This is a genomic window from Vibrio sp. D173a (assembly GCF_030248475.1).
Window position 1 is genome coordinate 39781 of record NZ_JAHGAH010000029.1, and the last position, 23484, is coordinate 63264.

The following is a 23484-nucleotide window of genomic DNA, read 5'->3' on the forward strand; positions in this document are numbered from 1 at the left end:
AAAATATCGGTACTTTAGACTGGATACGTACAGAAACTGTGCGTTATTAATGATATCAAAAATAGGTACAACCAGTTTTTTATCTACAGTCGCGGCAAGATATGTTTTAATCCATCCGCAATATTCCGAATTTATATCTTTCGCAATGAAGCGGAAGAGTTGAGAGAAAAGGTCTTCCATGAGTTGGCTTGAAAAGATTTTAGAGAAAAGCAACCTAGTAAGTTCACGTAAAGCTTCTATCCCTGAAGGCGTGTGGACGAAATGTACTTCTTGTGAGCAGGTTTTATACCATGCTGAGCTCGAGCGTAACCTAGAAGTTTGTCCTAAGTGTAATCACCACATGCGCATGAAAGCGCGTCGTCGTCTAGAAACATTCCTAGATGAAGGTGAACGCGTAGAGCTTGGCACTGAACTTGAGCCACAAGATAAACTGAAGTTTAAAGATTCTAAACGCTACAAAGAGCGTATCTCTGCTGCACAAAAGAGCAGCGGCGAGAAAGATGCACTGATCGTAATGCAAGGTGAATTGCTGGGCATGCCACTAGTGGCGTGTGCGTTTGAATTCTCTTTCATGGGCGGTTCAATGGGTTCTGTTGTTGGTGCACGCTTTGTTAAAGCGGTAGAAGCAGCAATTGAAAACAACTGTGCGCTTGTTTGTTTCTCAGCAAGTGGCGGAGCACGTATGCAAGAGGCTCTGATGTCTCTAATGCAAATGGCGAAAACCAGTGCAGCACTTGAGCGTCTTTCTGACAAAGGCCTACCATTCATCTCTGTACTGACTGACCCAACAATGGGTGGTGTATCAGCGAGTTTGGCAATGCTAGGTGACATCAACATTGGCGAACCTAAAGCACTTATCGGCTTTGCAGGTCGTCGTGTAATCGAACAGACAGTACGTGAAGATCTTCCTGAAGGCTTCCAACGTAGTGAGTTCCTTCTTGAGCACGGCGCGATTGACATGATCGTTGACCGTCGTGAAATGCGTCAGCGTGTGGGTGGTCTAGTGGCTAAGCTAACTAACCACAAGTCTCCTATGGTGGTTTCGGTTAACGAATCTCCAAATGAAGAACCATATTCTGTACCAGAAGCGGACGAAAAAGGTTAAAGTATTAGCTAACATAAAAACCAAAGAAATTAATGGTTAAAGTTAGATGACCCAAAACTCTATTCCTCAAGCCACATCCCCTTTAACGATGTGGCTTGATTATTTAACAAATCTCCACACTTCAGCGATTGACCTTGGCTTAGACCGCGTTCAAGCGGTAGCGCAAAAAGCCAACCTTACCAAACCAGCTCCTACTGTGATTACTGTTGCCGGCACCAATGGCAAGGGTTCGACGTGTGCGTTAATGGAAGCGATTCTATTAGATGCAGGTTATTCAGTGGGCGTTTACAGCTCACCACACCTAATTCGTTACAATGAGCGTGTTCGTATTAACGGAGTCGATGCAGAAGACAGCAAGCACTGTGCGGCGTTCGACTACGTTGAGCAACAACGCGGCGACATCAGCCTAAGCTTGTTTGAATTCGGTACGCTAGCCGCACTTCGTATTTTCCAAGTTGAGAAAGTCGATGTGGTTCTGTTAGAAGTTGGCCTCGGCGGCCGCTTAGATGCGACTAACGTTGTTGATCACGATGTATCAGTGATTACCAGCTTGGCTATCGACCATGTTGATTGGCTGGGCGATGACATCAACGTGATTGGTTTTGAGAAAGCGGGCATCTACCGCTCGGGTAAGCCGGCGATTTGTGGCCAACCAACGCCGCCAGCAACTGTTGCAGCACACGCAGATGACATTCAAGCTGAATTCTTCCAAGTCGGCATCCAGTTTGATTACCAGTTGACTGAGAAAGGTTGGAAGTGGACCAGTGGCGCATTTGCACTAGAAGACCTGCCGGTCCCATCGCTACCGTTACCAAATGCGGCGACAGCATTAATGGCTCTTGGCGCTTCAGAATTGCAAATCACTGACATTAATATCGTTAATGGCTTGAATAATGCTCGCCTAGCTGGCCGAATGCAGGTTTTGCAAACGGGTCCAGAAATCGTTCTTGATGTCGCACACAATCCTCACTCAGCAGAATACTTAGTTGAGAAGGTCAAACGCCAATACGCGGATAAAAACATCCACGTTGTGGTGGCTATGCTGCATGATAAAGACATCAAGGCAACAATCGAAGCATTAACTCCAATTGCAACACAATGGTACCCAGCATCGCTGACTGGCCCACGTGCGGCAACAGCAGATGAATTGTGCCAATACTTACCTCAAGGTCAAGTTCAGTTCCAAACTCCAGTAGAGGCGTTTGAGAGTGCGAAAACTCACGCGGCTCAAGATGATGTCATTCTGGTGGTTGGATCCTTCCATACTGTGGGCGAAGTGTTGGAGCATTGGCAATCAAATAATGAGTAATCAAAGGTAATTTGATGGCAAGTAAATTCCAAAGTCGTTTAGTCGGCACCATCATTCTAGTAGCAGTGGGGGTCATCGTACTTCCTGATGTCCTAGATGGTAAGAAACTGCACTACAAAGAAGAGTTTGCCAGTATTCCTATCAAACCTGAGCTTGATAGCGATGTGGAGAACTTCGAAATACTCGATCCTGTAGAAGATGATATCTCTTTGCCTGAATCTCCGGTAACGGCAACGGTGAATGAATCTGAAGAGCCTCATGTCGCAGTTTCACCGCCAGAATCGGAGCCTGCGATTCAACCGGAAGAAGTCAAACAGCCTGAACAAGTTGAAGTTGCTGTTCGTCCGGTTGAAGAAAAAAATCAATATGAAGATTCCGCCTGGATCATTCAGTTGATGGCACTGAAAAATCATGAGAATGCAGTTGCACTGGTAGAGGATTTACAGAAGCGTGGTTACCAAGCTCATGTAAAAAAAGAGACAGCCTTTACTCGAGTGATTGTTGGTCCTGATGTATCAAAAAGTAAACTTGAACGACAGGTCAAGGAATTACAAAAAATTACAGGTTCAAAAGGTCAATTGCTTAAATTTAAGCCATTAAATCCATAAGAAAACGTTTGCGTCAGCATTTTTTCTGTTAAAATGCGCGCCAACTTAAGATGAAGAAAACATGAATTGGTTAGATTTTGTCATTTTAGGTGTGATCGGATTTTCAGCTCTGATCAGTTTAGTTCGCGGTTTTGCTAAAGAAGCTTTGTCTTTGGTGATTTGGTTCGGAGCATTTTTTATCTCCAGTAACTACTACGCCAAATTGGCGGTGTATTTCACCAACATCGACGACGAAATGTTTCGAAACGGAGCCGCAATTGCGGCGTTATTCGTCGCAACCCTAGTGGTTGGTGCAGTGGTGAATTACGTCATTGGTCAACTGGTACAAAAAACAGGACTGTCAGGTACCGATCGAATTCTCGGTGTGGTGTTTGGTGGTTTACGCGGAGTACTGATTGTTTCTGCGGTGCTGTTTTTTATGGATGCGTTTACTGCATTCCCAAGCTCAGATTGGTGGAAAGAGTCACAGTTGGTCCCTGAGTTCAGCCGTATCATCGCCCCATTCTTCGAGCATTTAAAAGCAACATCAAGTTTTCTGTCTGGCACTATCTAGTAGTGCCAGCTACTGTCGCAAATCGAGGATTAGGACATGTGTGGTATTGTTGGAATCGTGGGCACAACGCCTGTAAACCAGTCTATTTATGACGCGTTAACGGTGTTACAGCATCGTGGCCAAGATGCCGCTGGTATTTGTACCATAGAAAGCAATCGTTTTCGTCTGCGTAAGGCGAACGGTTTAGTGAAGGATGTGTTCGAAGCAAGACACATGCAACGCTTACAAGGTGAGGTAGGTATTGGCCATGTTCGTTACCCTACCGCTGGCAGCTCAAGTGCCTCAGAAGCTCAACCTTTCTACGTAAACTCTCCTTTCGGTATTACACTTGCCCACAACGGTAATCTGACTAACGCACACGAAGTTCGTCAGAAACTGTTTGAAAAAGATCGCCGCCACGTTAACACTACTTCAGATTCAGAAGTGCTGCTCAATGTATTGGCTCATGAAATTGACACAGTCAAAGGCAACGTCACTTCAGAAGATGTGTTCCGCGCTGTCACTAACGTACATCGCACCATCCGGGGTGCATACGCGGTAACGGCAATGATCATCGGTCACGGTATGATTGCATTTCGCGACCCACACGGTATTCGTCCGCTTTGTCTTGGCAAGCGCGAAGTAAATGGCACAACAGAATACATGGTTGCTTCTGAATCTGTTGCACTTGATGCAGTTGGTTTTGACTTCATGCGTGATGTGGCACCTGGTGAAGCGATTTATGCGACATTTGACGGTGAGCTTTACACCAAGCAATGTGCAGACAACCCAAAACTGAACCCATGTATTTTTGAGTTCGTTTACTTTGCTCGTCCGGATTCATTCATCGATAAGATTTCGGTTTACAGTGCGCGCGTTGAAATGGGTAAGAAGCTTGGTGAGCGCATCAGTGAAGACTACGCCGATCTGGACATCGATGTGGTTATCCCAATTCCGGAAACCTCTTGCGATATTGCCCTGCAAATTGCTCAAGCGATCGATAAGCCATACCGCCAAGGTTTCGTGAAAAACCGCTACGTAGGCCGTACCTTCATCATGCCTGGTCAACAGCAGCGCAAGAAATCGGTACGTCGTAAGCTGAACGCGATTCGCTCAGAGTTCAAAGGTAAGAATGTTCTGCTTGTTGATGATTCTATCGTTCGTGGCACCACATCTGAGCAGATCATCGAGATGGCTCGTGACTCAGGGGCGAACAAAGTGTTTATGGTTTCTGCTGCGCCAGAAGTTCGTTTCCCGAACGTCTACGGCATCGATATGCCGAGTGCAGCAGAGCTGATTGCACATGGTCGTGATAACGATACTATCTGTAAACAAATTGGTGCGGATGCGCTTATCTACCAGCGTCTCGATGACTTAGTTGAGGCAGTAGGTCTTGGCAACCAAGACATCACTCAATTCGATACATCGGTATTTAACGGTGAGTACGTAACGGGTGATATTGACCAACAATACCTTGATTTCCTAGACGGTCTTCGCAATGACGATGCGAAAGTACAGCGTGAGATCCAGCAAGACCTAGCGAACCTAGAGCTGCACAATGAAGGCGCTTAAATAGCACTTCTCAAGATATAAAAAACCAGAGCCAAGGCTCTGGTTTTTTGTTTCTATTCGCTTTTGTCTCTATTCGCTTATGTTTCTCAGCTTAGTGAAGGTTGTAAGCAATCACAAAGTCGATGAACAAGCGCACTTTCTCTGGTAAGTGATCTTTGTGGTTGTACAGCATGTAGATGTCGCGCGGGTTTGCGCTCCAATCAGGCAGTATACGCACTAGGTCACCACTTTCGATGTACTCTTTGATCATCACGTCAGGCATCAAAGTAATACCTAAACCTTCTGAACAAGAGCTGCGTACTACGTTCAGTGCGTTAGCTTGGAAACGACCGCGTTCTACGTTCACCACAGACTCGCCCTTGCTGTTGATCAGAGTCCACTTGATAAGTGGTGAGCCTTTTAGCAAAGAGTGGTTAGAAAGCTCTTCAGCATGATTTGGCGCTGGGTTTGCGTTCAAGTAATCAGGACTAGCAACCAGGATGTCTTTCACTTCACCGATTTTACGTGCAATCAAGCTTGAATCACGTTGTGGACCAACACGGAAGATCACATCCCACTCAGTAGGATCAAGTTGATCGGCGTTGCTTTCCGTTGTCAGTTCGATGTTGATATCTGGGTACTGTTTCATGAACGCATTGAACATTGGCATCATCATGCGCTTTGTCAGGTTGTACGGGGCAGAGATTTTTATCTTGCCCGATGCCCCACGACAGTCATCCGTAATCTCTTCAGCGGTTGAGGTTAGGCGTTGCAACAGTGGTGAGCATTCATGGTAAAAGCGTTCCCCGGCTTCAGTCAGAGAAAGCTTACGCGCATGACGGTTCAGCAATCGAAGATTGACAGAGTCTTCTAGCGCTTGAATGCGTCGGGTGATGGTTGCCACCGGAATCATGGTTTTTCGCGAAGTTGCGGTATAGCTCCCATTTTCGACAACCAATCGAAATAGGTTTAGATCATCTAATTTCATATTTCCAGACACATTAAACTACCGTTTATGGCTAATTTATAATTAACTTTGTGATCAAAGTTTGCTTTAAGTCAACATGTTGCACCATTTGAACACAGCATAGCACTTTTAGTAAACACTGATAAACCATGGAATATTTGTATAAACGTCAATTTCAGGCTACGGTTTATAACAAGGTGAAAGGGCCTGACGTCTTGCTGCATAACGTTTTGTAAGATGTAAATACAACAAAAATAATAACGTAGAAATTTGTTTTTTGACTGAGCTTTGTGAGGTGCAAAGGTATGTTTAAGACTCACAGTCAAACGGCAATGGTCTCGGCGCAAGAAATGGTCAATCAAAAACTCATCATGTTGGTGGACGATGACCCGATATTTCGTAAAGTGACTAGTGCTTATTTGGAAAGTCAGGGTTTTAAGGTAGTCGAAGCTGAGAATGGCCTTGAGGCGCTTCAACAACTAAGGGAATGCCACCCAGACCTTGTCTTGTGTGACTTATCTATGCCCGTTTTAGACGGGATCGAATTTGTCGAGGAAGTTAGTCTAGAGTATCCGTCGATGCCATTAATCGTCGTTTCTGGGACTGATGAGATGTCAGACGTTGCGAAAGCATTGCGTTTCGGCATCAAAGACTTTTTACCAAAACCAATCGGAAACTATGAACATTTGTCTCAAGCGATAGAAAATACGCTTGAAGATTCAGACTGTCATTTTGCGGAGCAACGCGACTTTGCAAGTCAGTGGTTTCGTGTTGATGACGGTGGGGAAATGCCAGATGAACAAGAACTTCATTGGCATTTGGAGTATCTACAACAAAATCCAAACGCAGCGCGGGACTTGCTTCATGCTCTGCTCCCTGAGAAAGACACTTCGCAGGGTGATTGGAAGTGCTCGTATCGTTTACTTCAATCTACCGATGTCATGCCTTTAGTGTTTGATTATCGATGGTTGATGAACGGTCAATTCGCTTTCTACCTGGTGGATTCAGCTTCGTTAGACAAAGATGGTGTGGCGACTACGCTATTAGTCCGTGCGTTGTTCGATGATTACTTACGTAACTTAAAAAGCTTTAGCGCCGATCTGAAAGACATGGTTGAAATCATCGAAAAGGGCATTCAGTGCTCTGAGTGTGCAGGCGCAGTAGATGCCGTTTTTGGTATTGCGGATCTAGCCTCGGCTTCGGTTTCGATTCTGCCTGCGGGGCTTGATAGTCAGTGGTCTGATGGCCATGAAAATCAACACATAGCAGCTGCAAATAGACTTGGTGATGGAAGTTTGAAAAATTTCATGACAAGAGATTTACCTCTGAAAGCCAACGGGCAACTCTCTATCGGTTGTCTTGGTTCATCGAGCTTTAGTCTTAACATCAGCCGATTAAACCGCCTGATGTAACTAGCAATCGCAGCAGCTAATAATCACTATAAACAAGCAGCTTTTTGAAGCTGCTTTTTTATTGCCTGCCGCAACCACTTAGCGAGCGCATTTTGCTCAACAACCCTACTTTTTACTGGTGTTTAGTGTTTGTTGTTTAAGGTATAGTCAGCGCTTAAAACAATAATGACCCATTTATGCAACGATAATTTAACGCTGCGTGGGTGGGAGAAGTAAAGTCAACAAGTGAGAAGAAGCAACATGGCAGACAAAGATTTTAAAAAACCTTATAATATTTTTTACTTTCTAGGTTTCATTGCAGTCCTTTTGATCCCAACTTTACCTGCAACGCTAACTTGGATTCGCGTAATGAACGGTTACGCAGGTTTTTAATCGAACGATTGTCTACTGGAGTCCACTATTCGTATTAAGCGTTACTTTTTCAATATTGCTGGTGGACTCTGCATGATGCTCGGCATTGCCGGTATCGTCCTTCCTCTATTACCCACAACACCGTTTATTCTTCTCGCTAGCGCTTGCTTTATGCGTGGTAGCCCTGCGTTTCATCGTTGGTTGCATGATCACAATACATTTGGCCCTATGCTGGAGAATTGGCACAAAAACCGCGCTGTCACGCGCAAGGTAAAACAACGTGGTGCGTTCTTCATCGTGCTGAGTTTCACCGTTTCTATCATTGTTGTGCCCATTACTTGGGTGAAAATTGCGCTTTTAGTGATGCTAATCGTTTTACTGAGTTGGTTTATGCGCCTGCCTGTGACTGAGTTGGTTGCTGACAGGGAAGAAAATCACTAAGATTGTAGAGAATAGTGTGCCCGCTCTTCGAGTGGGCGTTTGTATTTTCAGCGTCTGTGACTGCGATTCAATTGAGCTCATAGCGCTGAAAACCTATTGTTTGTTGCCCTCATATATACTGCGATAAGAATAGAGGGTGATGAGCCAATCTAAGTAAATCGGTATTATGACTACAGAAACAATTTCACTGATCAGATCTAGCATCAAAAGCATTCAAGATTACCCAAAACCAGGCATTCTTTTCCGCGACGTAACTAGCCTTCTTGAAGACGCAAAAGCGTACCAAGCAACGATTAACCTATTGGTTGAGCGTTACAAAGACATGGGCTTTACAAAAGTGGTTGGTACAGAAGCACGTGGTTTCCTATTTGGTGCACCTTTAGCACTTGAACTCGGTGTTGGCTTTGTTCCTGTGCGTAAGCCAGGCAAATTGCCTCGCCCTACAATCGCTCAATCTTACGAGCTTGAGTACGGTGTTGATACGCTAGAAATTCATACTGATGCAATCGTAGAAGGCGATAAAGTATTGGTTGTTGACGATCTGCTAGCAACTGGCGGCACAATTGAAGCAACAACAAAACTGATCCGCCAATTAGGTGGTGAGGTAGAGCACGCTGCATTCGTTATCAACCTACCAGAAATTGGTGGTGATAAGCGCCTAGAAGGTCTAGGTCTGAACGTATACAGCATTTGCGAGTTTGAAGGACACTAATACATTCAATGAGTTATTTAGCTTTAGCGCGAAAATGGCGTCCTAACAAGTTTGATCAAGTCGTCGGGCAGAACCATGTCCTGACGGCTCTAGAGAACGCGTTAGCGCAAAATCGCTTACACCATGCGTACCTATTTAGCGGCACGCGAGGCGTTGGTAAAACGTCGATTGGCCGACTGTTTGCTAAGGGCCTGAACTGTGAAACGGGGATTACTGCTAACCCTTGTGGTGAGTGTGATACCTGTCGTGAGATCGATGAAGGTCGCTTTGTTGACCTATTAGAGATCGATGCAGCTTCTCGTACTAAAGTTGAAGACACTCGTGAACTGTTAGACAACGTTCAATACAAACCTGCTCGTGGACGTTTTAAAGTGTACCTCATCGATGAGGTACACATGCTTTCGCGTCACTCTTTCAATGCGCTGTTAAAAACGCTTGAAGAGCCGCCGGAGTATGTGAAGTTCTTGTTGGCTACGACGGATCCACAAAAATTGCCAGTGACGATTTTATCGCGCTGTTTGCAGTTCCACCTCAAGCCAATCAGTGTTGATGATATTCATCAGCAACTTGACCATATTCTGGAAAAAGAACAAGTCTCTGCAGAAGCAAGAGCTCTTGGCATGATCTCGCACGCTGCAGATGGCAGTATGCGTGATGCACTTAGCCTTACTGACCAAGCTATCGCCCTAGGCAACGGTACGATTCAAACCGATGTCGTAAGCCATATGCTTGGGACGATCGATACAGACCAAGCTATTCACTTGCTGGAATCGATCAGCAGTAAGCAACCTCAACAGGCGATGGACAAAATCCAGCAACTTGCATCAAACGGTGTGGAGTGGGATGGATTGTTACAACAATTGGCATCGCAGCTTCATCGTGTCGCGATGTATCAAGCTCTGCCATCGACCTTGGATCAGGCTCAACCTGATGCTGAAAAAATCGAATTATTAAGTAAAGCTCTAACGCCGCAAGATGTTCAGCTTTACTACCAAATTGCTTTGAAAGGGCGTGAAGATCTGACGTTGTCACCTAATGGTCGCGTCGGCATGGAAATGATCGTATTGCGCATGATGGCATTTCGTCCATCAGCCAGTAACGGTGCGAACGTAATTTCGACATCATCACAGCCACAAGTCGCGCCAGCTGCGAGTACGAGTCAGCCAAAAGCGGCTCCACAGCAGCCATCTCAACAGACATCATCGCAACAGCAACCGGTGTCTCAAGCGCCTGCACAGCAAATGCAAAGTCGCCCGATGACATCGGCACCGCAACAACAAGCCGTATCTCAGCCAACGAGCCAGCCAGCGGCCCATAATCCAGTTACGATGAATGAGACGCCACAGTACCAGCCTGAATATCAGGGCGGATACGACATGGCTCCACAATATGATATGGCACCACCAATGAGTGAGAACCCTGCGCCAACGCAGCAAGCTCCTCAACAGGCTCAGCCGCAAGAAAGTGCGCCGGCACCAGCTCGCAGTAACTTGAGCGGCCTGCGCCACCAATTACGCTCACAGCGCCAGGGGCAGCAACAGCAACAACAAGCACCTGGACAAAGTGGTGGTCCAAAAAAGTCTAACGCGACATCTGCACAAAAAGAATCGGTTATTGACCGTCTAGCGCAATTGCATGGCAATTCCGCGCAGGTGTCGCCTAAGTCTGCTCCTCAAGCTGAAAAACAAGCTCCAGAGGATGAAGCGTACCGTTGGCGACCAACCAAGCCGGTTGAAAAGAAAGCCAATACGCAATTGACACCTACGCAGCTCAAGCAAGCGCTAGAGCACGAAAAGACGCCAGAAATGGCGCAAAAATTGGTTGATGAATCACTAGAGAAAAGCGAGTGGGCGAACCTGATTAGCAAGATGGATACGCCTAAGTTGGTTGAACAACTTGCATTAAACTCGCATTTCAACAAAGAAGGCTCGACAGTTTCGCTACAATTAAGAGGCAGTCAGGCACACTTGAACACCGACAGAGCTCAAAGCGAGCTGCACAGTGCACTGAACCATGTGTTGGGTGAAGAGTGTCATTTGAGTATTGATGTTAGCGAAAGTGGTGAGACGCCACTAGAGTTGAGAGATAGACTCTACCAAGAGAAATTACAGCAAGCGCTGAACAGTTTAGAAAACGATCCACACGTTCAGTTCATCGAACGTCGATTCGCTGCAGAGCTTGATAAAGATAGTGTACGCCCTATCTAAAAATTGAACGGAATGGGGTTGAAAACCCAAAGTGACAACCCCATTAACAGATGCAACACCTAATTAAACCAGAGAGATAAACATGTTTGGTAAAGGCGGTATGGGCAACCTAATGAAGCAAGCCCAGCAAATGCAAGATCGCATGCAAAAGCTTCAAGAAGAAATCGCGAATATGGAAGTAACTGGCGAGTCTGGTGCTGGTCTAGTTAAAGTTACAATCACTGGTAGTCACAGTGTGCGTCGTGTAGAAATCGATGAAAGTCTGATGGAAGACGACAAAGAGATGCTAGAAGATCTTATCGCTGCAGCATTCAACGATGCAGCACGTCGCGTTGAAGAAACTCAAAAAGAGAAAATGGCTTCAGTAACTGGCGGTATGCAACTACCACCAGGCATGAAAATGCCATTCTAATCTGCTGAATTCTAACTAAGCGGATTTTCAATGCGTACCAGTCATATGCTGGAACAATTGATGGAGGCCTTACGTTGTCTACCTGGGGTTGGCCCCAAGTCGGCGCAGCGTATGGCCTTTCATTTGTTACAGCGTGATAGAAAAGGCGGTCTGCAACTGGCAGATGCGCTGAGCCAAGCAATGACAGAAATTGGCCATTGCACCGAGTGTCGTACCTTCACTGAAGAAGAAGTTTGTCATATTTGTACTAACCCAAAGCGTCAAGAAAATGGTCAGATTTGTGTGGTAGAAAGTCCGGCAGACATCGCAGCAGTAGAAGCAACGGGTCAATACTCGGGTCGATACTTTGTACTGATGGGACATTTATCACCGTTGGACGGAATTGGTCCAAGTGATATTGGTCTAGATGTATTGGATTACCGTCTGCGCCGCGGAGATATCTCTGAGGTGATTCTCGCTACCAACCCAACGGTAGAAGGGGAAGCGACGGCTCATTACATCGCAGAACTTTGTAAAGAACACCAAGTGGAAGCAAGTCGCATTGCACACGGTGTACCAGTAGGTGGCGAGCTTGAGCTCGTGGACGGGACAACCTTGTCACACTCCCTTTTGGGTCGACACAAGATTTAATAAAAAGCCGCTGAATTCAGCGGCTTTTTTGATCTTGAGGTTCGAGAATCGATTAATCGTTTGATTCTGTACCTAAAAGGTTCTTGTAGATAAGTGCGCCTAGAATACCACCAACGATTGGTGCTACCCAGAATAGCCAAAGCTGAGAAACCGCCCAGTCGCCAACAAATACCGCAACACCAGTACTACGCGCTGGGTTAACCGATGTGTTTGTCACAGGGATGCTGATTAGGTGAATCAGTGTCAAACATAGACCGATAGCGATAGGTGCGAAGCCTTGTGGTGCACGTTTGTCTGTTGCACCCATGATTACGATTAGGAACATCATCGTCATCACAACTTCAGTCACTAAAGCCGCAACCATTGAATATTGGCCTGGAGAATGCGTGCCGTAACCGTTCGCGGCGAAGCCAGAACCAACCACATCAAAGCCCGCTTGACCTGTTGCGATCACGTAAAGTATGCCGCCTGCAATCACACCACCAATCACTTGCGCGATGATGTAAGGCACAACGTCTTTAGTATCAAAGCGACCGCCGACCCACAAACCGATGGTTACTGCTGGGTTTAGGTGACAACCTGAGATATGGCCAATTGCAAATGCCATAGTAAGAACGGTTAGACCGAACGCAAGAGAAACGCCCAGTAGACCAATGCCGACATCAGGGAAGCCAGCAGCTAATACTGCACTACCACAACCACCAAGTACCAACCAAAAAGTACCAAAAACCTCTGCCATATATCTATTCATGTCGTTTCCTATGTCGGATTTAGATTACCCGCTGAACATAGTAGAAAATTGTCGAAAAAGTGTGCGTTTAAGCACGGAAATTAACCTAAATATAAGTCGGGAGTGATTTTGTCTCAGATATGAAACGAAATTGGTAGGTAAATGAGTTAAAAGGAAAACCTCGGTCATCATCATACAGATGAATAACCGAGGTGAGAGGAATCGTTCGACTAGTGATGCTAATCGTTAGCTAAATGCGATGAATGGTGAAATACAAAGCAGGATGCCTGTTGCGATGATCAGGTAAAGTGAAGCGCCTTTGTATTTATGTAAAGAAGGCACTTGGTATACCAAGTAAGCCGGGATTAAGCAGCCAATCAAACTAAAGATAGGGCTACATACTGAAGTCGTTCTTCACAGTCTTGATGCGGAAGCACCGGAAATCATCAAAATTGCCAATGGCCATGTCACTGAACGTGGAGAAGGCGCGCCAATTACCAACTTAGCAAGAATGAAGCTACTTGAGGGCAAGGACGTTTCAGACTCGTATCTGACTAAAACGGCGAGCGGAAAGACCTTGCACTCGATCACCACTATCGTCCGCAACCCAAAAAATAAGCCGATTGGCCTGCTTTGTATTAACGTGGATATGGATGTGCCAATGCAAGACTTCTTGCGTTCCATCATGCCACCGCAGCAGAACCCGTGTTGTACTGGGGCACAATCCCCAGAAACGTTTGCTCGTAATATTGACGAGACCATCATTAGTACGATTGAAACGGTTCAATCAGAAGTGTGGTCGAACGAAGCAATTAGCCCATCTAAACGCAATCGAGAGCTAGTGACACGCTTACAAGGTTTGGGGATTTTCAAATACAAAGATGCGGTATTAATGGTGGCCAGCCACCTAGGTATCTCGCGTGATACGATCTACCTCTACCTGAGAGAATTGGGTAACGATTAAGTGAGCAGTTCTAGCTCAGTAATGTTGCTCAAAGCTTCCTGATTGGTTTTGCCACACACGATCGGACACGGTTTGAATTCGTGGCAAACTTTTGGTCGCTCAGCTTTTCCGAATAGCTTGCATAGGTTGTCGTCATTCAATTGAACGCAACGTTCGCCCGCTGGTTTGCCATTTGGCATGCCAGGAATAGGGGAAGAGATACTCGGTGCAATGCAGCATGCTCCACAACCCAATCGACAATCCATCTAAAAGCCCTCGTAAAAATGAAGGGGGCATTATGGACATTTCTCGCCAGATTGGAAGAGATGCGCGTAAATTCCTATCCATAAGTAAATACGAACAAATCTTACTCAATGCTCCTATCACTCCAGTAAGGCCTTAAAACTTGAATTTTGCTGTTCAGAGGGGTATAAACGCACCCAATTCAATCCCATTCAGTAATAAGTAGTAAGCGTATGAGCACTCCATTTTGGCAAAGTAAATCGTTAGAGAACATGACAGAAGAAGAATGGGAATCGCTCTGTGATGGGTGCGGCAAGTGTTGTCTGCACAAGCTAATGGATGAAGATACGGATGAAATCTATTACACCAACGTGGCGTGTAGTTGGCTGAACAGCAAAACATGTTCGTGTAAAGACTACCCGAACCGTTTCACTTCAGGCGAAGAGTGCACCAAGCTGACGCGTGAAGATATTGATGACTTTACATGGCTGCCACACACTTGTGCATACCGCTTGTTGGCAGAAAACCAACCGTTGCCAGAGTGGCACCCATTAATCACTGGCTCTAAGTCTGCAATGCACGCAGCAGGAGAAAGTGTACGAAACAAAGTGGTGTATGAAATCGATGTGGTGGACTGGGAAGACCATATTTTGAATCACCCAAATCGCTCATAGCCGAATGTAAACAAGCCTTTCATTATGAAAGGCTTGTTTGTTTTTAAGGGACTGGAATTCGCTCAACCTTTAATAAAGCGGTTGTAGACAAACAATACAACGAAAGCACCTAACGTTGCGGTGATGATGCTGCCTATATTCACGCCGTCTGCAGCGCCAAGGCCAACAAAGCTTCCTAAAAAGCCACCAACGAAAGCGCCCACGATACCCAGTACCATAGTGGCAATCCAACCGCCGCCATCATCACCTGGCATCAACCATTTAGCTAATGCACCTGCAATCAAACCTAGAATAATCCAAGATAGAAAGCCCATGATTTCTCCTTAATCTTTAATCAATTAGCGTTCAGTTCGCTTAAATGATAGTTCATTGTGGGTAATGTGCAGATTCTTCATCAACTAATGACCATTGCAACGTAGCCCAAAATCAACACTAAGACAGAAGTCACGGCGTAAGGGACAGGGTAGCCGATGGCTGGCATATCACTTTGACTTGCATCTTGAGCCCCTTTCATTGCAGGCGTGCTGTTTCGGCCTCCTGCACAGGCGCCTGCCAAAATTGCCGGGTTCATTTTACGGAAGTACAAACCATACAACCAAGCCAACAACGGAGGTACCAAAGCGGCTGTCACACCAAGTAACGCTATTTTTATGACGATAATGCCTTGGAACGAGGCGAGGATTTTTGGACCTACTGTAGCGGCAAGCACAGCAACAAACAGGTTAAGACCAATATCTTGTAGGAAGCTTCTTGCGCCTTCGCTCATTGGTCCGCCAAAGGCAGGATTTCGTGTTCGTAGGAAGGAGAACACAATACCTGTCAACATGCAGCCTGCAGAGGTACCGAGTGCAAATGGAATCCCCGCTAACGTGACGCTAAAGTGACCGAAAATATAGCCAACAAGCAATGATAGGGCGAGATAAAAAGTCTCTGTCACTGTGCTCTCAACAATGGCAACACTGTTGAGTTGTGACGCGGTTTTTTCGACACACCATTTGGAACCAGCGATACGAATGACATCCCCAACTTCGACTTTGGTTTGAGGCAATAAAGGCTGCTGGTGGCCTTGTCGGAATATCGCTTTGAAATAAACACCAAAACCCACTTCAGCATGCAATTGTGCAATGGTTTTACCAGCATGCTCTGACTTACCGACGTGGATGTCTGCGACTTCAATATCGACATTTCTCGCACGCGGCTCATCAACCTCGTTCCCAATATCGGCCTCACCTTCCGCAATTAACACGCGGTATTCACCACGAATACCAATCACGTCATTGAGAGCTAGAGTTGGATTCTGTGAAGCGTCGATCACTTCATCGCCTCGTACGACTTTTAGGACCGCTGCGTCAGGGAAGGACTGGTATAGCTCTTGGACTGAACGCCCGACGAGTTCCTGATGTGTCACTTTATAGGCTCGAACATCAATTGGAAGGACGCCAACATCTGAAAACCCAAACGTACTTGGTAGCTTTTCATCGTCGTCACCCGTCGAGAATTCCGCCTCGGCGTCTTTACCTGCTTTCACAGGATCGATACCAAACAGGGAAGGAAGGTACTTGATAAATAGGATAATGAGTACGGTCGATAAGACGTAGCTAATCGCGTAGCCTGCTGCAATGTTCGCGCTAACATGGTCGAGACTCATGCCTTCTGGTGGTGTAAATGCCCCGGAGCTGATGGCTGATTGTGCGACCCCCATCACTGCCGTCACTGTGTAACTACCGGAGATGATTCCGGCGGCATATCCGGGCTCTAACCCCATCAGTTTGGCGCCGATGACCACAATTGCGAAATTGCTGAACACGACAATTAAGCCAATTACGACAAAGTCGATGCCACCGCGAGCTAACCCAGAGAAGAATTGAGGGCCAACTTTCATCCCGATGGCATACATAAACATCATTAAGAAGATGTCTGAGACCAGCCCGGGTTCTTCAATTTTTAATCCATAGACAGAGAACGAAGTCAGCGCTAGAGCAACGCCCACCACCAATGTGCCTGCAGTGGTGCCTAAGCTCACCCCTTTAAAGGTTAATCGGCCAAGCGGGTAACCGATAGCGAGTGATAAAAACAGAAATACGAATGGGTTTTCGGACAAGTAACTAAAAAGAAAAGACATACTGTCACCTGTGATTTTAAACGTTAAAAAGCAAGGAGCGCTAAAGGCTCCCTGCTCTATGTGAAAGGGGACAATTAGCCGTGATTGAAGTTACTAGACTCGTCTGCATCGCTGCCGTTTACGACTGGATGCTTGTCGAAGAAGTCCACGCAGTGCTGCAAATCCGTGATCAGTAGGTCAGCCAAATCACGGCTGAAACCGTGACGGACTAAAATTCGCATGATGACCAAGTCTTCACGTTCTGCTGGCATCGCATACGCTGCGATTTGCCAACCACGAGATCGGATACGATCAGAAAGATCGTAAAGATTAAACCCTGGATTTGCCCCTTCTTTTATTGACCAACTCAGTGCAGGAATACCGCCGTGTCCATCATAGATAATGTGGAACATACCCATTTTCTCGATCTCTTGAGCAAGGTAGCGAGCAGTGTCATAACAGGCGTCATGGATTTTGCGGTAACCCTCTCGGCCAAGGCGAAGGAAGTTATAGTACTGAGCTACGATTTGCCCACCAGGACGAGAGAAGTTGAGGGCGAAGGTTGGCATGTTGCCACCAAGGTAGTTGACGTTGAAGATCAGGTCTTCGTGCAAAGCGTCCGCATCGCGCCATACAACCCATCCAACGCCAAGCGGTGAGAGCCCAAACTTATGCCCAGATGCGTTGATCGATTTCACGCGAGGTAATCGGAAGTCCCAAACTAAATCAGGGTCGCAGAATGGAGCGAGAAACGCGCCGCTTGCACCATCCACGTGAATGGGAATATCTAAGCCTGTTTCTTCTTGGAGCCTATCCAGTGCATCATGCACCTCTTTTACAGGCTCGTATTGGCACGTAAAAGTCACACCAAGTGTTGGCACCACACCGATCGTGTTTTCATCACAGCGCTTGATCACTTCCTCTGGTGTCATGATTAAGCGATCGCCTTGCATTGGTATTTCGCGTAATTCTATATCCCAATAACGAGCAAACTTATGCCAACACACTTGTACCGGACCACAGATGAGATTAGGGCGGTCAGTCGGTTTGCCTTGCTTCTTCATTTTTTCGCGCCACGCCCATTTGAGCGCCATTCCGCCTAGCATTGCTGCTTCACTCGATCCTGTTGTCGAGCAACCCATTGGGTTTTCTGCATGCGGAGCATGCCAAAGGTCAGCCAACATGTGCACACAACGAGACTCAATCTCTGCTGTTTGTGGATACTCATCTTTATCGATCATATTTTTGTCGATGCACTCGTCCATCAGCTTGTGAACTTCGTCTTCCGCCCAGGTCTGGCAGAACGTCGCTAGATTTTGGCGGGAGTTTCCATCTAGCATGAGTTCATCGTGGACGACTTGATAAGCGTGAGAGGCTGCATGCTCATTGTCAGGAATGCGATACTTGGGCATCACAATAGAGAGATCTTTAGAACAGTAGACGTCGTCGAGCATTGAGCCCTTCAAGGCCGATTTTTTATGGAGTGGCATCTTATAATCCTTTATCTTATTGAATTTGTTGTCTTTATTGTTAGTTCTGTTGGTTGGTCGACTAACAACGCCGGCAGCAAAATAGATATAGCCAGCATTTACAAAATAGCCTTATTTATGTGTATTGATGCGTATTGTTGGTGGTTTTTTATTCGGTTTGTGTCCTGGAGAACAGATATCGTAAAAGTATGGTGTTTGGTGTTAGAAAAAGGTTGCTATGAAGGTGCTTTTATGAAGAGTGAGGCATGTTATTTAAAGAAGGCGTTCTAATTTATGTTCAGTGTCGTAAACTTAGAGCATATAATTTCAAGGCTTTATATCCCGATTCTTGATCGCTTAGATCGAGTAGTGTCTCTTACGAGGTAAAAATGACGTTATTATCTCCCCTAAAAGTGCGTTTTACACCGCTGGTGGTTTTATTTACGGTGTTGGCGTTAACGATGAGCTCTTTCATTGTGCGTGCGACAGAAAGTTTGGAAGCGCCTGCTGAGGCTCCGACTGTGTCTGCTGCGGAACAAGCGATTGATAACATTAATAAATATATCATTGACTTATCTGGAACGTTAAAACTAGCCAGTGGTGATGAGCGTGACGCGCTTCAGCTTCAGCTGTTTCAAAAAAATGAAGAGCTGAGAAGCCGCCTTTCAACCGCGATCAGTAATAAATCGATTCCTCATGAGCAGCTTATTAAGTTAGTACAAACTCAAGAGAAGTACTCAGAAGGCGCTGTGGCATACCTTGATGACAAGATCAAAACGCTGAACGGTGAGCTGAATTCTGCAAAAGACGAAGAAAAGCTTTCACTGCTTAACGAGTACCGCGAACTGCAGCATTACCTTGATGTGAGTTACGAGTCGAGCTGGCAAAACCTGAATTGGTTGAAGATGCTGGGCGTGCAAGATGAAGATGCGGACGTTGACTTTAAAGATAGCGTTGATAAGCGCATGCGTCTGCTATCAGCGTCGATTCAATACTTAAAGCAGCAAAGTGAGATCATCAGTTCACAAGTTTCTTCTAGTCCAGAGTCAGAAAAAGCGTCGTTGCAACTGAGCCAACTGATTCTTAAGCAGCGTTTAAACATTGCCACTGACAGCCTACGTACGCTGATTTCAATTGGCGATAAAGTAGGTATTGAGACGTCTGAATACAAACGTCAGATCTTTGAGGTGACAGGCAGCATCACTCATGACTTGCTCAATACAAAAGTCATTCTATCTATCCTAAGTCATTGGTCAGATGCAGCCGTCGACTGGTTTGCTGAAAACGCTCCGCAGCACATCTTCCAGCTGTTTGTGTTTGCTCTGATTCTTTTGATCGCCCGTGCTTTAGCGAAATTAACCCGCAAAGTGGTGAGTAAGACGGTTGCATCGAAGAACTTAAAAATGTCGCATTTGATGCAAGACTTCTTTATCTCGATGTCGGGTAAAGCAGTGTGGATCATCGGTATCATGGTTGGCCTGTCACAAATCGGTCTTAACCTTGCTCCAATCCTTACCGGTTTCGGTATTGCCGGTGTGATCATCGGTTTTGCATTGCAAGATACGCTATCGAACTTTGCTGCGGGTATGATGCTGCTTATTTACCGTCCATTCGATGTCGGTGATTTTGTTTATGCGGGTGGTGTCGATGGTAAAGTTAGCCACATGAGCTTGGTAAACACCACAATCCGAACGTTCGACAACCAAATCATCATCGTGCCAAACAGCAAGATCTGGGGTGATGTGATCAAGAACGTGACGCACGAGCGTATTCGTCGTGTTGATATGGTATTTGGTATTGGTTACGCGGATGACCTTTTAAAAGCTGAAGAAGTGTTGAACGATATTCTTACTTCACACCCATCAGTACTGCGTTCACCAGAGCCAAACATTAAGGTGCACACGCTAAATACTTCATCAGTGGACTTTATTGTTCGTCCTTGGGTGAAGACTGACGATTACTGGGATGTGTACTGGGATGTGACTAAAGAAGTGAAACTGCGTTTCGATCGCGAAGGCATTTCGATTCCATTCCCACAACAAGATGTGCATCTGCATATGGTAGAAAAGAAAGAGGCGTAAGCTTTTTCTGTTACCTATCCAATAAATCTTACCAACAAATAAGGCGCTCAACATGAGCGCCTTTTTATTGGTTTATTGATAGGGCTTTGAGATTAGAACTCGTTGAAGAAAGTGATCGTTGGTTCACAGACAAGCAAGCCATCAATCTCAGCCAGAAGCGATTGAAAATGTGCCGTGTTGCAATGTGCGTCAAACGCAGCTTGGTCTGCAAACTGCTCTTGGAACAAGAATTGGCTTGGATCGTTTTTATCTTGAAACAATTGGTAGCGTAGGCAGCCGGTCTCGTTTCGAGTTGGTTCTAGCATGGCTTCTAGCGCTTGCTTAAGTTGTGTCGCGGTGTCTGTTTTAGCCTGAAATGCAGCAGTTAAATGAATCATCGTTGTATTTACTTCTTTGTTGTTATGAAAGGTATCTTTATGACTGATACCGTTACTAAAGGTACCGACCTTGACGCTGCAAGAACTCAATCTTGTAGCCGTCCGGATCAGTAATGAAGAAAAATGTCGCTAAGTGCCTTTCCTGATGATCAAAAACTTTGATGTCGCTGGTTTCAATATCCAGCGAGGTGAGGCGTCGGTGAGTTGCGGCAATGTCTTCTACGCTGACAGCAAGATGTCCATAGCCATTGCCGTGTGTGTAAGGCTCGCTTTGATCGTGATTATGGGTCAGCTCTAGCTCGAAGTCCGTTTCAGGATTGACTAGATAAGTAAGAGAAAAGCCGTCGAATACGTATTGGTCTTTGATTTCTAGCTCAAGTGCGTCGCGGTAAAACTTAAGGGAACGCTCCAGATCGCTTACGCGGATCATGGTATGAATCATTTTTGTCATGAGTACTCCTTAATATTGCGCTAAGACTAATCAGTTTTAGCGCGCAATAGGTAGTACTTGGGTACGACAATAAAATCAGGGCTTAGCTGAGCTCGTTAAGGGCTTTAGAAAGGGTCGCTTGCGGCTGACGCGCGTAAGTAAGGCAAGCACAGCGTAGTAGTGATGCGAAGTTATTGACTTCACCATTGTATTCTAACGCTTCTTGGTAAACCGTACTGATAAACTTAGGCACTGTCATGTCTTGAGCAGAAGCAATTTCTTCAAGAATTAGCCAAAAGCTCGATTCTAATTTGACGCTGGTGACATGGCCATCAATGCGGATAGAGCGGGTGATAAATTTATAATTTTCCTGAGGTTGTTTAGCAAATATTTCGCACATATGATGTTGTTTGTTTTATAAATGACCCGCAGATATTGGCGTTTGAGACGCAGAGCGTCAACTATTTTGAGTATAAAAAACGCCCTCAAATGAGGGCGTGAAAGTGCACCAGTATAGTCAGTGCGGAGCATGGATTATTTGATTTGCTCGATAAGGTATTCGCCAAGTTGCGAGTGATGCATGATTTTTGAAACCGGAAGAATGGTACCAGCAGGCCCCCATGCGAAGACGTTCACAGGCGTGTGGGTGTGCGTTCCTGTGCCCCAAACGGTGTTTTGTTTGGTTGCCTGTTCACGCGCTAGTAAATTGCCTCTGTCGTTGTATGGGAAGAAGGCATCAAAGTCGTTAATGGCAGGAACATGCTCTTCACTCAAGTATTTGTGGCTCGCTAAACGGTAAGGGTTTGGTTTGCTGGCCAATACGCGTTCCGCTTGTTCTGGTGTGATCGAAAAGTCGCTGTTGGCGTTCACAATTTCAGCCAGCCTTTCTGGGGTTTGTTTCGCTTTATCAAGCTTTTGGAACTCGCTGATCATACCGTAGTAGCTTTGCTTTTGATTGTAGAGGCCATCCAGAATATCAAATTGACCGAAGTTGAAATTTGGTGCGAAATCGCGTTTAGCAAATGCTTCTCCGCTGCGTTTCTCTGGCTTCGGTACATCAGATGAGGAATAGCTAAAGCCAAAAGAGCCGGTTTCATGATCGGCGGTGACGATCACGAGAGTATCTTCGCGGCCTTTTGCCCACTCATAAACGGAATTTACCGCTTCATCGAATTTGATCAGTTCATGCAGCATGGTACCCGCATCATTGCTGTGGCCTGCCCAGTCAATCTGTCCACCTTCAACCATTAGGAAGAAGCCGTCTTTGTCTTTTGAAAGCACATCTAACGCTTTCTCGGTCATCTCTTTGAGAGAAGGTTGGGTGCGCTTTGGGTCGTCTTTGCTTTGGCTGTAAGCGATGCCATCATTCATTCCAGAGTAGGCAAATAAGCCTAGAACTTTTTCGCCCTTCGCCTCTTCAAGCATATTTCGGTTGAACGCTAAGCTATACCCTTGTTGTTGAGCTTCAGTCAGCAGGTTACGCTCATCTTTACGCTTTGATTTTAGGTAAACATCACCTTGAGTGAGTTGCTCAAGTTGCTTGTATGTATCGCCTTTGTCGTTGGTTGACTTTGGAATCCAATGACGAAGGCCACCAGATAGCATCACATCGACACCAGTTTCTAGCATGTCTACAGCGATGCTGTTTTCGAGTGAACGATGTGGTTGGTGCGAGGCAAAAGCTGCAGGTGTCGCGTGCGTCATTCGGGTGTCTGATACTAAGCCTGTCGCTTTCCCTTTTGCTTTCGCTTTTTCCAAAATAGTTTCAACATGGTTGCCTTGGCTGTCGATACCAATCACTTCAGAAGCCGTTGGAATGCCTGTCGCTAACATTGTCGCAGAGCAGGCTGAATCGACAACAATCGCGTCTTCAGGGTTTGTCAAAGAGGAACCGATCACACCTTCTTGGGCCAGCTTATATATCGCGGTGGTTTCACCTTTGTAAATTGAGTGCGGCGCATGGTTCGCGTAGGTTTCTAGCAGGCCAACTTGTTGTGGGCCCATGCCATCGCCAATCATTAAAATAACGTTTTTGATTTCTGCCGATAGGGCATTGAAAGAGAGCGTCGAAGCCGCCACTGCGGTTACGATTGGGGTCACTAAGTGCTTCATTGTATATTCCTTATTTATAAAAGCGGTCGCATTAAAACAAGGATTTATGACGGAAATACTACAGTCATAAAAGATTCATATGAAAGC

At 45.8% G+C, this 23484-nt stretch carries 25 protein-coding genes; 15 read left to right on the plus strand and 10 right to left on the minus strand.

What is annotated here, in order from left to right; translation table 11 throughout:
• Nucleotides 1-178 precede the first annotated feature (178 nt).
• The 5 genes from accD to purF all read left to right on the plus strand — a co-directional run bounded on the left by accD (nucleotide 179) and on the right by purF (nucleotide 5126).
• Nucleotides 179-1105: an acetyl-CoA carboxylase, carboxyltransferase subunit beta gene (accD, locus tag KIV40_RS04170; RefSeq protein WP_005439795.1), complete on the plus strand. Its 927-nt coding sequence runs from the start codon at nucleotides 179-181 to the stop codon at nucleotides 1103-1105.
• A 46-nt stretch (nucleotides 1106-1151) separates the two neighbouring features.
• Nucleotides 1152-2414: a bifunctional tetrahydrofolate synthase/dihydrofolate synthase gene (gene folC / locus KIV40_RS04175; RefSeq protein WP_038891438.1), complete on the plus strand. Its 1263-nt coding sequence runs from the start codon at nucleotides 1152-1154 to the stop codon at nucleotides 2412-2414.
• Nucleotides 2415-2428: 14 nt separating this feature from the next.
• Nucleotides 2429-3022, plus strand: a complete 594-nt coding sequence (locus KIV40_RS04180; protein WP_285348018.1) for an SPOR domain-containing protein — start codon at nucleotides 2429-2431, stop codon at nucleotides 3020-3022.
• Between the two features lie 61 nt (nucleotides 3023-3083).
• Nucleotides 3084-3575 (plus strand): CvpA family protein, encoded by a 492-nt coding sequence (locus KIV40_RS04185; RefSeq protein WP_285348019.1) that lies wholly within the window; start codon nucleotides 3084-3086, stop codon nucleotides 3573-3575.
• Between the two features lie 36 nt (nucleotides 3576-3611).
• Complete coding sequence (purF, locus tag KIV40_RS04190) at nucleotides 3612-5126, plus strand: amidophosphoribosyltransferase (RefSeq protein WP_005536896.1); 1515 nt, start codon at nucleotides 3612-3614, stop codon at nucleotides 5124-5126.
• Nucleotides 5127-5217: 91 nt separating this feature from the next.
• On the opposite strand, the gene KIV40_RS04195 is transcribed toward purF, so the two are convergent.
• A complete protein-coding gene (locus KIV40_RS04195; RefSeq protein ID WP_285348020.1) occupies nucleotides 5218-6093 on the minus strand; it encodes a LysR family transcriptional regulator in 876 nt (291 codons plus the stop codon).
• 284 nt (nucleotides 6094-6377) lie between these two features.
• Here KIV40_RS04195 and KIV40_RS04200 point away from each other — a divergent pair, with 284 nt between their 5' ends.
• The 7 genes from KIV40_RS04200 (at nucleotide 6378) to recR (ending at nucleotide 12237) form a co-directional block, all read left to right on the plus strand.
• Entirely contained in the window at nucleotides 6378-7484 is a 1107-nt protein-coding gene (locus KIV40_RS04200) for a response regulator (protein WP_285348021.1), read from the plus strand.
• Between the two features lie 240 nt (nucleotides 7485-7724).
• The gene (locus KIV40_RS04205) at nucleotides 7725-7856 is read left to right on the plus strand and encodes a hypothetical protein (protein ID WP_285348022.1); all 132 of its coding nucleotides are present in this window, start codon (nucleotides 7725-7727) and stop codon (nucleotides 7854-7856) included.
• A 15-nt stretch (nucleotides 7857-7871) separates the two neighbouring features.
• On the plus strand, nucleotides 7872-8276 hold the full coding sequence (locus KIV40_RS04210) for a YbaN family protein (RefSeq protein ID WP_285348061.1): 405 nt from the start codon (nucleotides 7872-7874) through the stop codon (nucleotides 8274-8276).
• Nucleotides 8277-8442: 166 nt separating this feature from the next.
• Nucleotides 8443-8988 carry an adenine phosphoribosyltransferase gene (gene apt, locus KIV40_RS04215; protein WP_005432901.1) on the plus strand — a complete coding sequence of 182 codons (546 nt, stop codon included), beginning with the start codon at nucleotides 8443-8445 and terminating at the stop codon, nucleotides 8986-8988.
• A gap of 8 nt (nucleotides 8989-8996) precedes the next feature.
• Complete coding sequence (gene dnaX / locus KIV40_RS04220; RefSeq protein ID WP_285348024.1) at nucleotides 8997-11195, plus strand: DNA polymerase III subunit gamma/tau; 2199 nt, start codon at nucleotides 8997-8999, stop codon at nucleotides 11193-11195.
• Between the two features lie 82 nt (nucleotides 11196-11277).
• Nucleotides 11278-11607, plus strand: a complete 330-nt coding sequence (locus tag KIV40_RS04225) for a YbaB/EbfC family nucleoid-associated protein (protein ID WP_005432961.1) — start codon at nucleotides 11278-11280, stop codon at nucleotides 11605-11607.
• Nucleotides 11608-11637: 30 nt separating this feature from the next.
• Nucleotides 11638-12237 carry a recombination mediator RecR gene (gene recR / locus KIV40_RS04230; RefSeq protein WP_005432989.1) on the plus strand — a complete coding sequence of 200 codons (600 nt, stop codon included), beginning with the start codon at nucleotides 11638-11640 and terminating at the stop codon, nucleotides 12235-12237.
• A 52-nt stretch (nucleotides 12238-12289) separates the two neighbouring features.
• On the opposite strand, the gene aqpZ is transcribed toward recR, so the two are convergent.
• Complete coding sequence (aqpZ, locus tag KIV40_RS04235; RefSeq protein WP_285348025.1) at nucleotides 12290-12988, minus strand: aquaporin Z; 699 nt, start codon at nucleotides 12986-12988, stop codon at nucleotides 12290-12292.
• 343 nt (nucleotides 12989-13331) lie between these two features.
• Between aqpZ and KIV40_RS04240 the strand changes: the two genes are divergently transcribed.
• Nucleotides 13332-13931, plus strand: coding sequence for a transcriptional regulator (locus KIV40_RS04240; RefSeq protein ID WP_285348062.1), 600 nt, complete (start codon nucleotides 13332-13334; stop codon nucleotides 13929-13931).
• Here the strand turns inward: KIV40_RS04240 and KIV40_RS04245 are convergent.
• Entirely contained in the window at nucleotides 13928-14176 is a 249-nt protein-coding gene (locus KIV40_RS04245) for a YkgJ family cysteine cluster protein (RefSeq protein WP_005432895.1), read from the minus strand. The two genes, KIV40_RS04240 and KIV40_RS04245, sit on opposite strands and share 4 nt — an antisense overlap.
• A gap of 210 nt (nucleotides 14177-14386) precedes the next feature.
• On the opposite strand from KIV40_RS04245, the gene KIV40_RS04250 reads away from it, so the two are divergent.
• Nucleotides 14387-14827, plus strand: a complete 441-nt coding sequence (locus KIV40_RS04250) for a YcgN family cysteine cluster protein (protein ID WP_039842447.1) — start codon at nucleotides 14387-14389, stop codon at nucleotides 14825-14827.
• 62 nt (nucleotides 14828-14889) lie between these two features.
• Here the strand turns inward: KIV40_RS04250 and KIV40_RS04255 are convergent, their stop codons facing one another.
• The 3 genes from KIV40_RS04255 to KIV40_RS04265 form a co-directional block, all read right to left on the minus strand.
• Nucleotides 14890-15141: a GlsB/YeaQ/YmgE family stress response membrane protein gene (locus KIV40_RS04255; RefSeq protein WP_285348026.1), complete on the minus strand. Its 252-nt coding sequence runs from the start codon at nucleotides 15139-15141 to the stop codon at nucleotides 14890-14892.
• Between the two features lie 80 nt (nucleotides 15142-15221).
• Nucleotides 15222-16949 (minus strand): transporter, encoded by a 1728-nt coding sequence (locus KIV40_RS04260; protein ID WP_285348027.1) that lies wholly within the window; start codon nucleotides 16947-16949, stop codon nucleotides 15222-15224.
• A gap of 74 nt (nucleotides 16950-17023) precedes the next feature.
• Nucleotides 17024-18418 carry a glutamate decarboxylase gene (locus KIV40_RS04265; protein WP_285348028.1) on the minus strand — a complete coding sequence of 465 codons (1395 nt, stop codon included), beginning with the start codon at nucleotides 18416-18418 and terminating at the stop codon, nucleotides 17024-17026.
• Nucleotides 18419-18786: 368 nt separating this feature from the next.
• Between KIV40_RS04265 and KIV40_RS04270 the strand changes: the two genes are divergently transcribed.
• On the plus strand, nucleotides 18787-20478 hold the full coding sequence (locus KIV40_RS04270; protein ID WP_285348029.1) for a mechanosensitive ion channel family protein: 1692 nt from the start codon (nucleotides 18787-18789) through the stop codon (nucleotides 20476-20478).
• Nucleotides 20479-20570: 92 nt separating this feature from the next.
• On the opposite strand, the gene KIV40_RS04275 is transcribed toward KIV40_RS04270, so the two are convergent.
• The 4 genes from KIV40_RS04275 to KIV40_RS04290 form a co-directional block, all read right to left on the minus strand.
• Complete coding sequence (locus KIV40_RS04275; protein WP_285348030.1) at nucleotides 20571-20855, minus strand: putative quinol monooxygenase; 285 nt, start codon at nucleotides 20853-20855, stop codon at nucleotides 20571-20573.
• Between the two features lie 55 nt (nucleotides 20856-20910).
• The gene (locus KIV40_RS04280; RefSeq protein ID WP_285348031.1) at nucleotides 20911-21306 is read right to left on the minus strand and encodes a VOC family protein; all 396 of its coding nucleotides are present in this window, start codon (nucleotides 21304-21306) and stop codon (nucleotides 20911-20913) included.
• Nucleotides 21307-21388: 82 nt separating this feature from the next.
• Nucleotides 21389-21685, minus strand: a complete 297-nt coding sequence (locus KIV40_RS04285; protein ID WP_285348032.1) for a ribbon-helix-helix domain-containing protein — start codon at nucleotides 21683-21685, stop codon at nucleotides 21389-21391.
• A gap of 134 nt (nucleotides 21686-21819) precedes the next feature.
• The gene (locus KIV40_RS04290) at nucleotides 21820-23397 is read right to left on the minus strand and encodes an alkaline phosphatase (protein ID WP_285348033.1); all 1578 of its coding nucleotides are present in this window, start codon (nucleotides 23395-23397) and stop codon (nucleotides 21820-21822) included.
• Nucleotides 23398-23484 lie beyond the last annotated feature (87 nt).

What these genes read in the sequence shown, in the direction of transcription:
- KIV40_RS04205 (WP_285348022.1), top strand. Translation starts at nt 7,725, where the DNA reads ATGGCAGACAAAGATTTTAAAAAACCTTATAATATTTTTTACTTTCTA.
- KIV40_RS04180 (WP_285348018.1), top strand. Translation starts at nt 2,429, where the DNA reads ATGGCAAGTAAATTCCAAAGTCGTTTAGTCGGCACCATCATTCTAGTA.
- apt (WP_005432901.1), top strand. Translation starts at nt 8,443, where the DNA reads ATGACTACAGAAACAATTTCACTGATCAGATCTAGCATCAAAAGCATT.
- accD (WP_005439795.1), top strand. Translation starts at nt 179, where the DNA reads ATGAGTTGGCTTGAAAAGATTTTAGAGAAAAGCAACCTAGTAAGTTCA.
- KIV40_RS04275 (WP_285348030.1), bottom strand. Translation starts at nt 20,855, where the DNA reads ATGATTCATTTAACTGCTGCATTTCAGGCTAAAACAGACACCGCGACA.
- KIV40_RS04200 (WP_285348021.1), top strand. Translation starts at nt 6,378, where the DNA reads ATGTTTAAGACTCACAGTCAAACGGCAATGGTCTCGGCGCAAGAAATG.
- KIV40_RS04260 (WP_285348027.1), bottom strand. Translation starts at nt 16,949, where the DNA reads ATGTCTTTTCTTTTTAGTTACTTGTCCGAAAACCCATTCGTATTTCTG.
- KIV40_RS04285 (WP_285348032.1), bottom strand. Translation starts at nt 21,685, where the DNA reads ATGTGCGAAATATTTGCTAAACAACCTCAGGAAAATTATAAATTTATC.
- KIV40_RS04280 (WP_285348031.1), bottom strand. Translation starts at nt 21,306, where the DNA reads ATGACAAAAATGATTCATACCATGATCCGCGTAAGCGATCTGGAGCGT.
- folC (WP_038891438.1), top strand. Translation starts at nt 1,152, where the DNA reads ATGACCCAAAACTCTATTCCTCAAGCCACATCCCCTTTAACGATGTGG.
- KIV40_RS04195 (WP_285348020.1), bottom strand. Translation starts at nt 6,093, where the DNA reads ATGAAATTAGATGATCTAAACCTATTTCGATTGGTTGTCGAAAATGGG.
- purF (WP_005536896.1), top strand. Translation starts at nt 3,612, where the DNA reads ATGTGTGGTATTGTTGGAATCGTGGGCACAACGCCTGTAAACCAGTCT.
- KIV40_RS04270 (WP_285348029.1), top strand. Translation starts at nt 18,787, where the DNA reads ATGACGTTATTATCTCCCCTAAAAGTGCGTTTTACACCGCTGGTGGTT.
- KIV40_RS04185 (WP_285348019.1), top strand. Translation starts at nt 3,084, where the DNA reads ATGAATTGGTTAGATTTTGTCATTTTAGGTGTGATCGGATTTTCAGCT.
- KIV40_RS04290 (WP_285348033.1), bottom strand. Translation starts at nt 23,397, where the DNA reads ATGAAGCACTTAGTGACCCCAATCGTAACCGCAGTGGCGGCTTCGACG.
- KIV40_RS04265 (WP_285348028.1), bottom strand. Translation starts at nt 18,418, where the DNA reads ATGCCACTCCATAAAAAATCGGCCTTGAAGGGCTCAATGCTCGACGAC.
- KIV40_RS04250 (WP_039842447.1), top strand. Translation starts at nt 14,387, where the DNA reads ATGAGCACTCCATTTTGGCAAAGTAAATCGTTAGAGAACATGACAGAA.
- KIV40_RS04255 (WP_285348026.1), bottom strand. Translation starts at nt 15,141, where the DNA reads ATGGGCTTTCTATCTTGGATTATTCTAGGTTTGATTGCAGGTGCATTA.
- KIV40_RS04245 (WP_005432895.1), bottom strand. Translation starts at nt 14,176, where the DNA reads ATGGATTGTCGATTGGGTTGTGGAGCATGCTGCATTGCACCGAGTATC.
- dnaX (WP_285348024.1), top strand. Translation starts at nt 8,997, where the DNA reads ATGAGTTATTTAGCTTTAGCGCGAAAATGGCGTCCTAACAAGTTTGAT.
- recR (WP_005432989.1), top strand. Translation starts at nt 11,638, where the DNA reads ATGCGTACCAGTCATATGCTGGAACAATTGATGGAGGCCTTACGTTGT.
- KIV40_RS04225 (WP_005432961.1), top strand. Translation starts at nt 11,278, where the DNA reads ATGTTTGGTAAAGGCGGTATGGGCAACCTAATGAAGCAAGCCCAGCAA.
- aqpZ (WP_285348025.1), bottom strand. Translation starts at nt 12,988, where the DNA reads ATGAATAGATATATGGCAGAGGTTTTTGGTACTTTTTGGTTGGTACTT.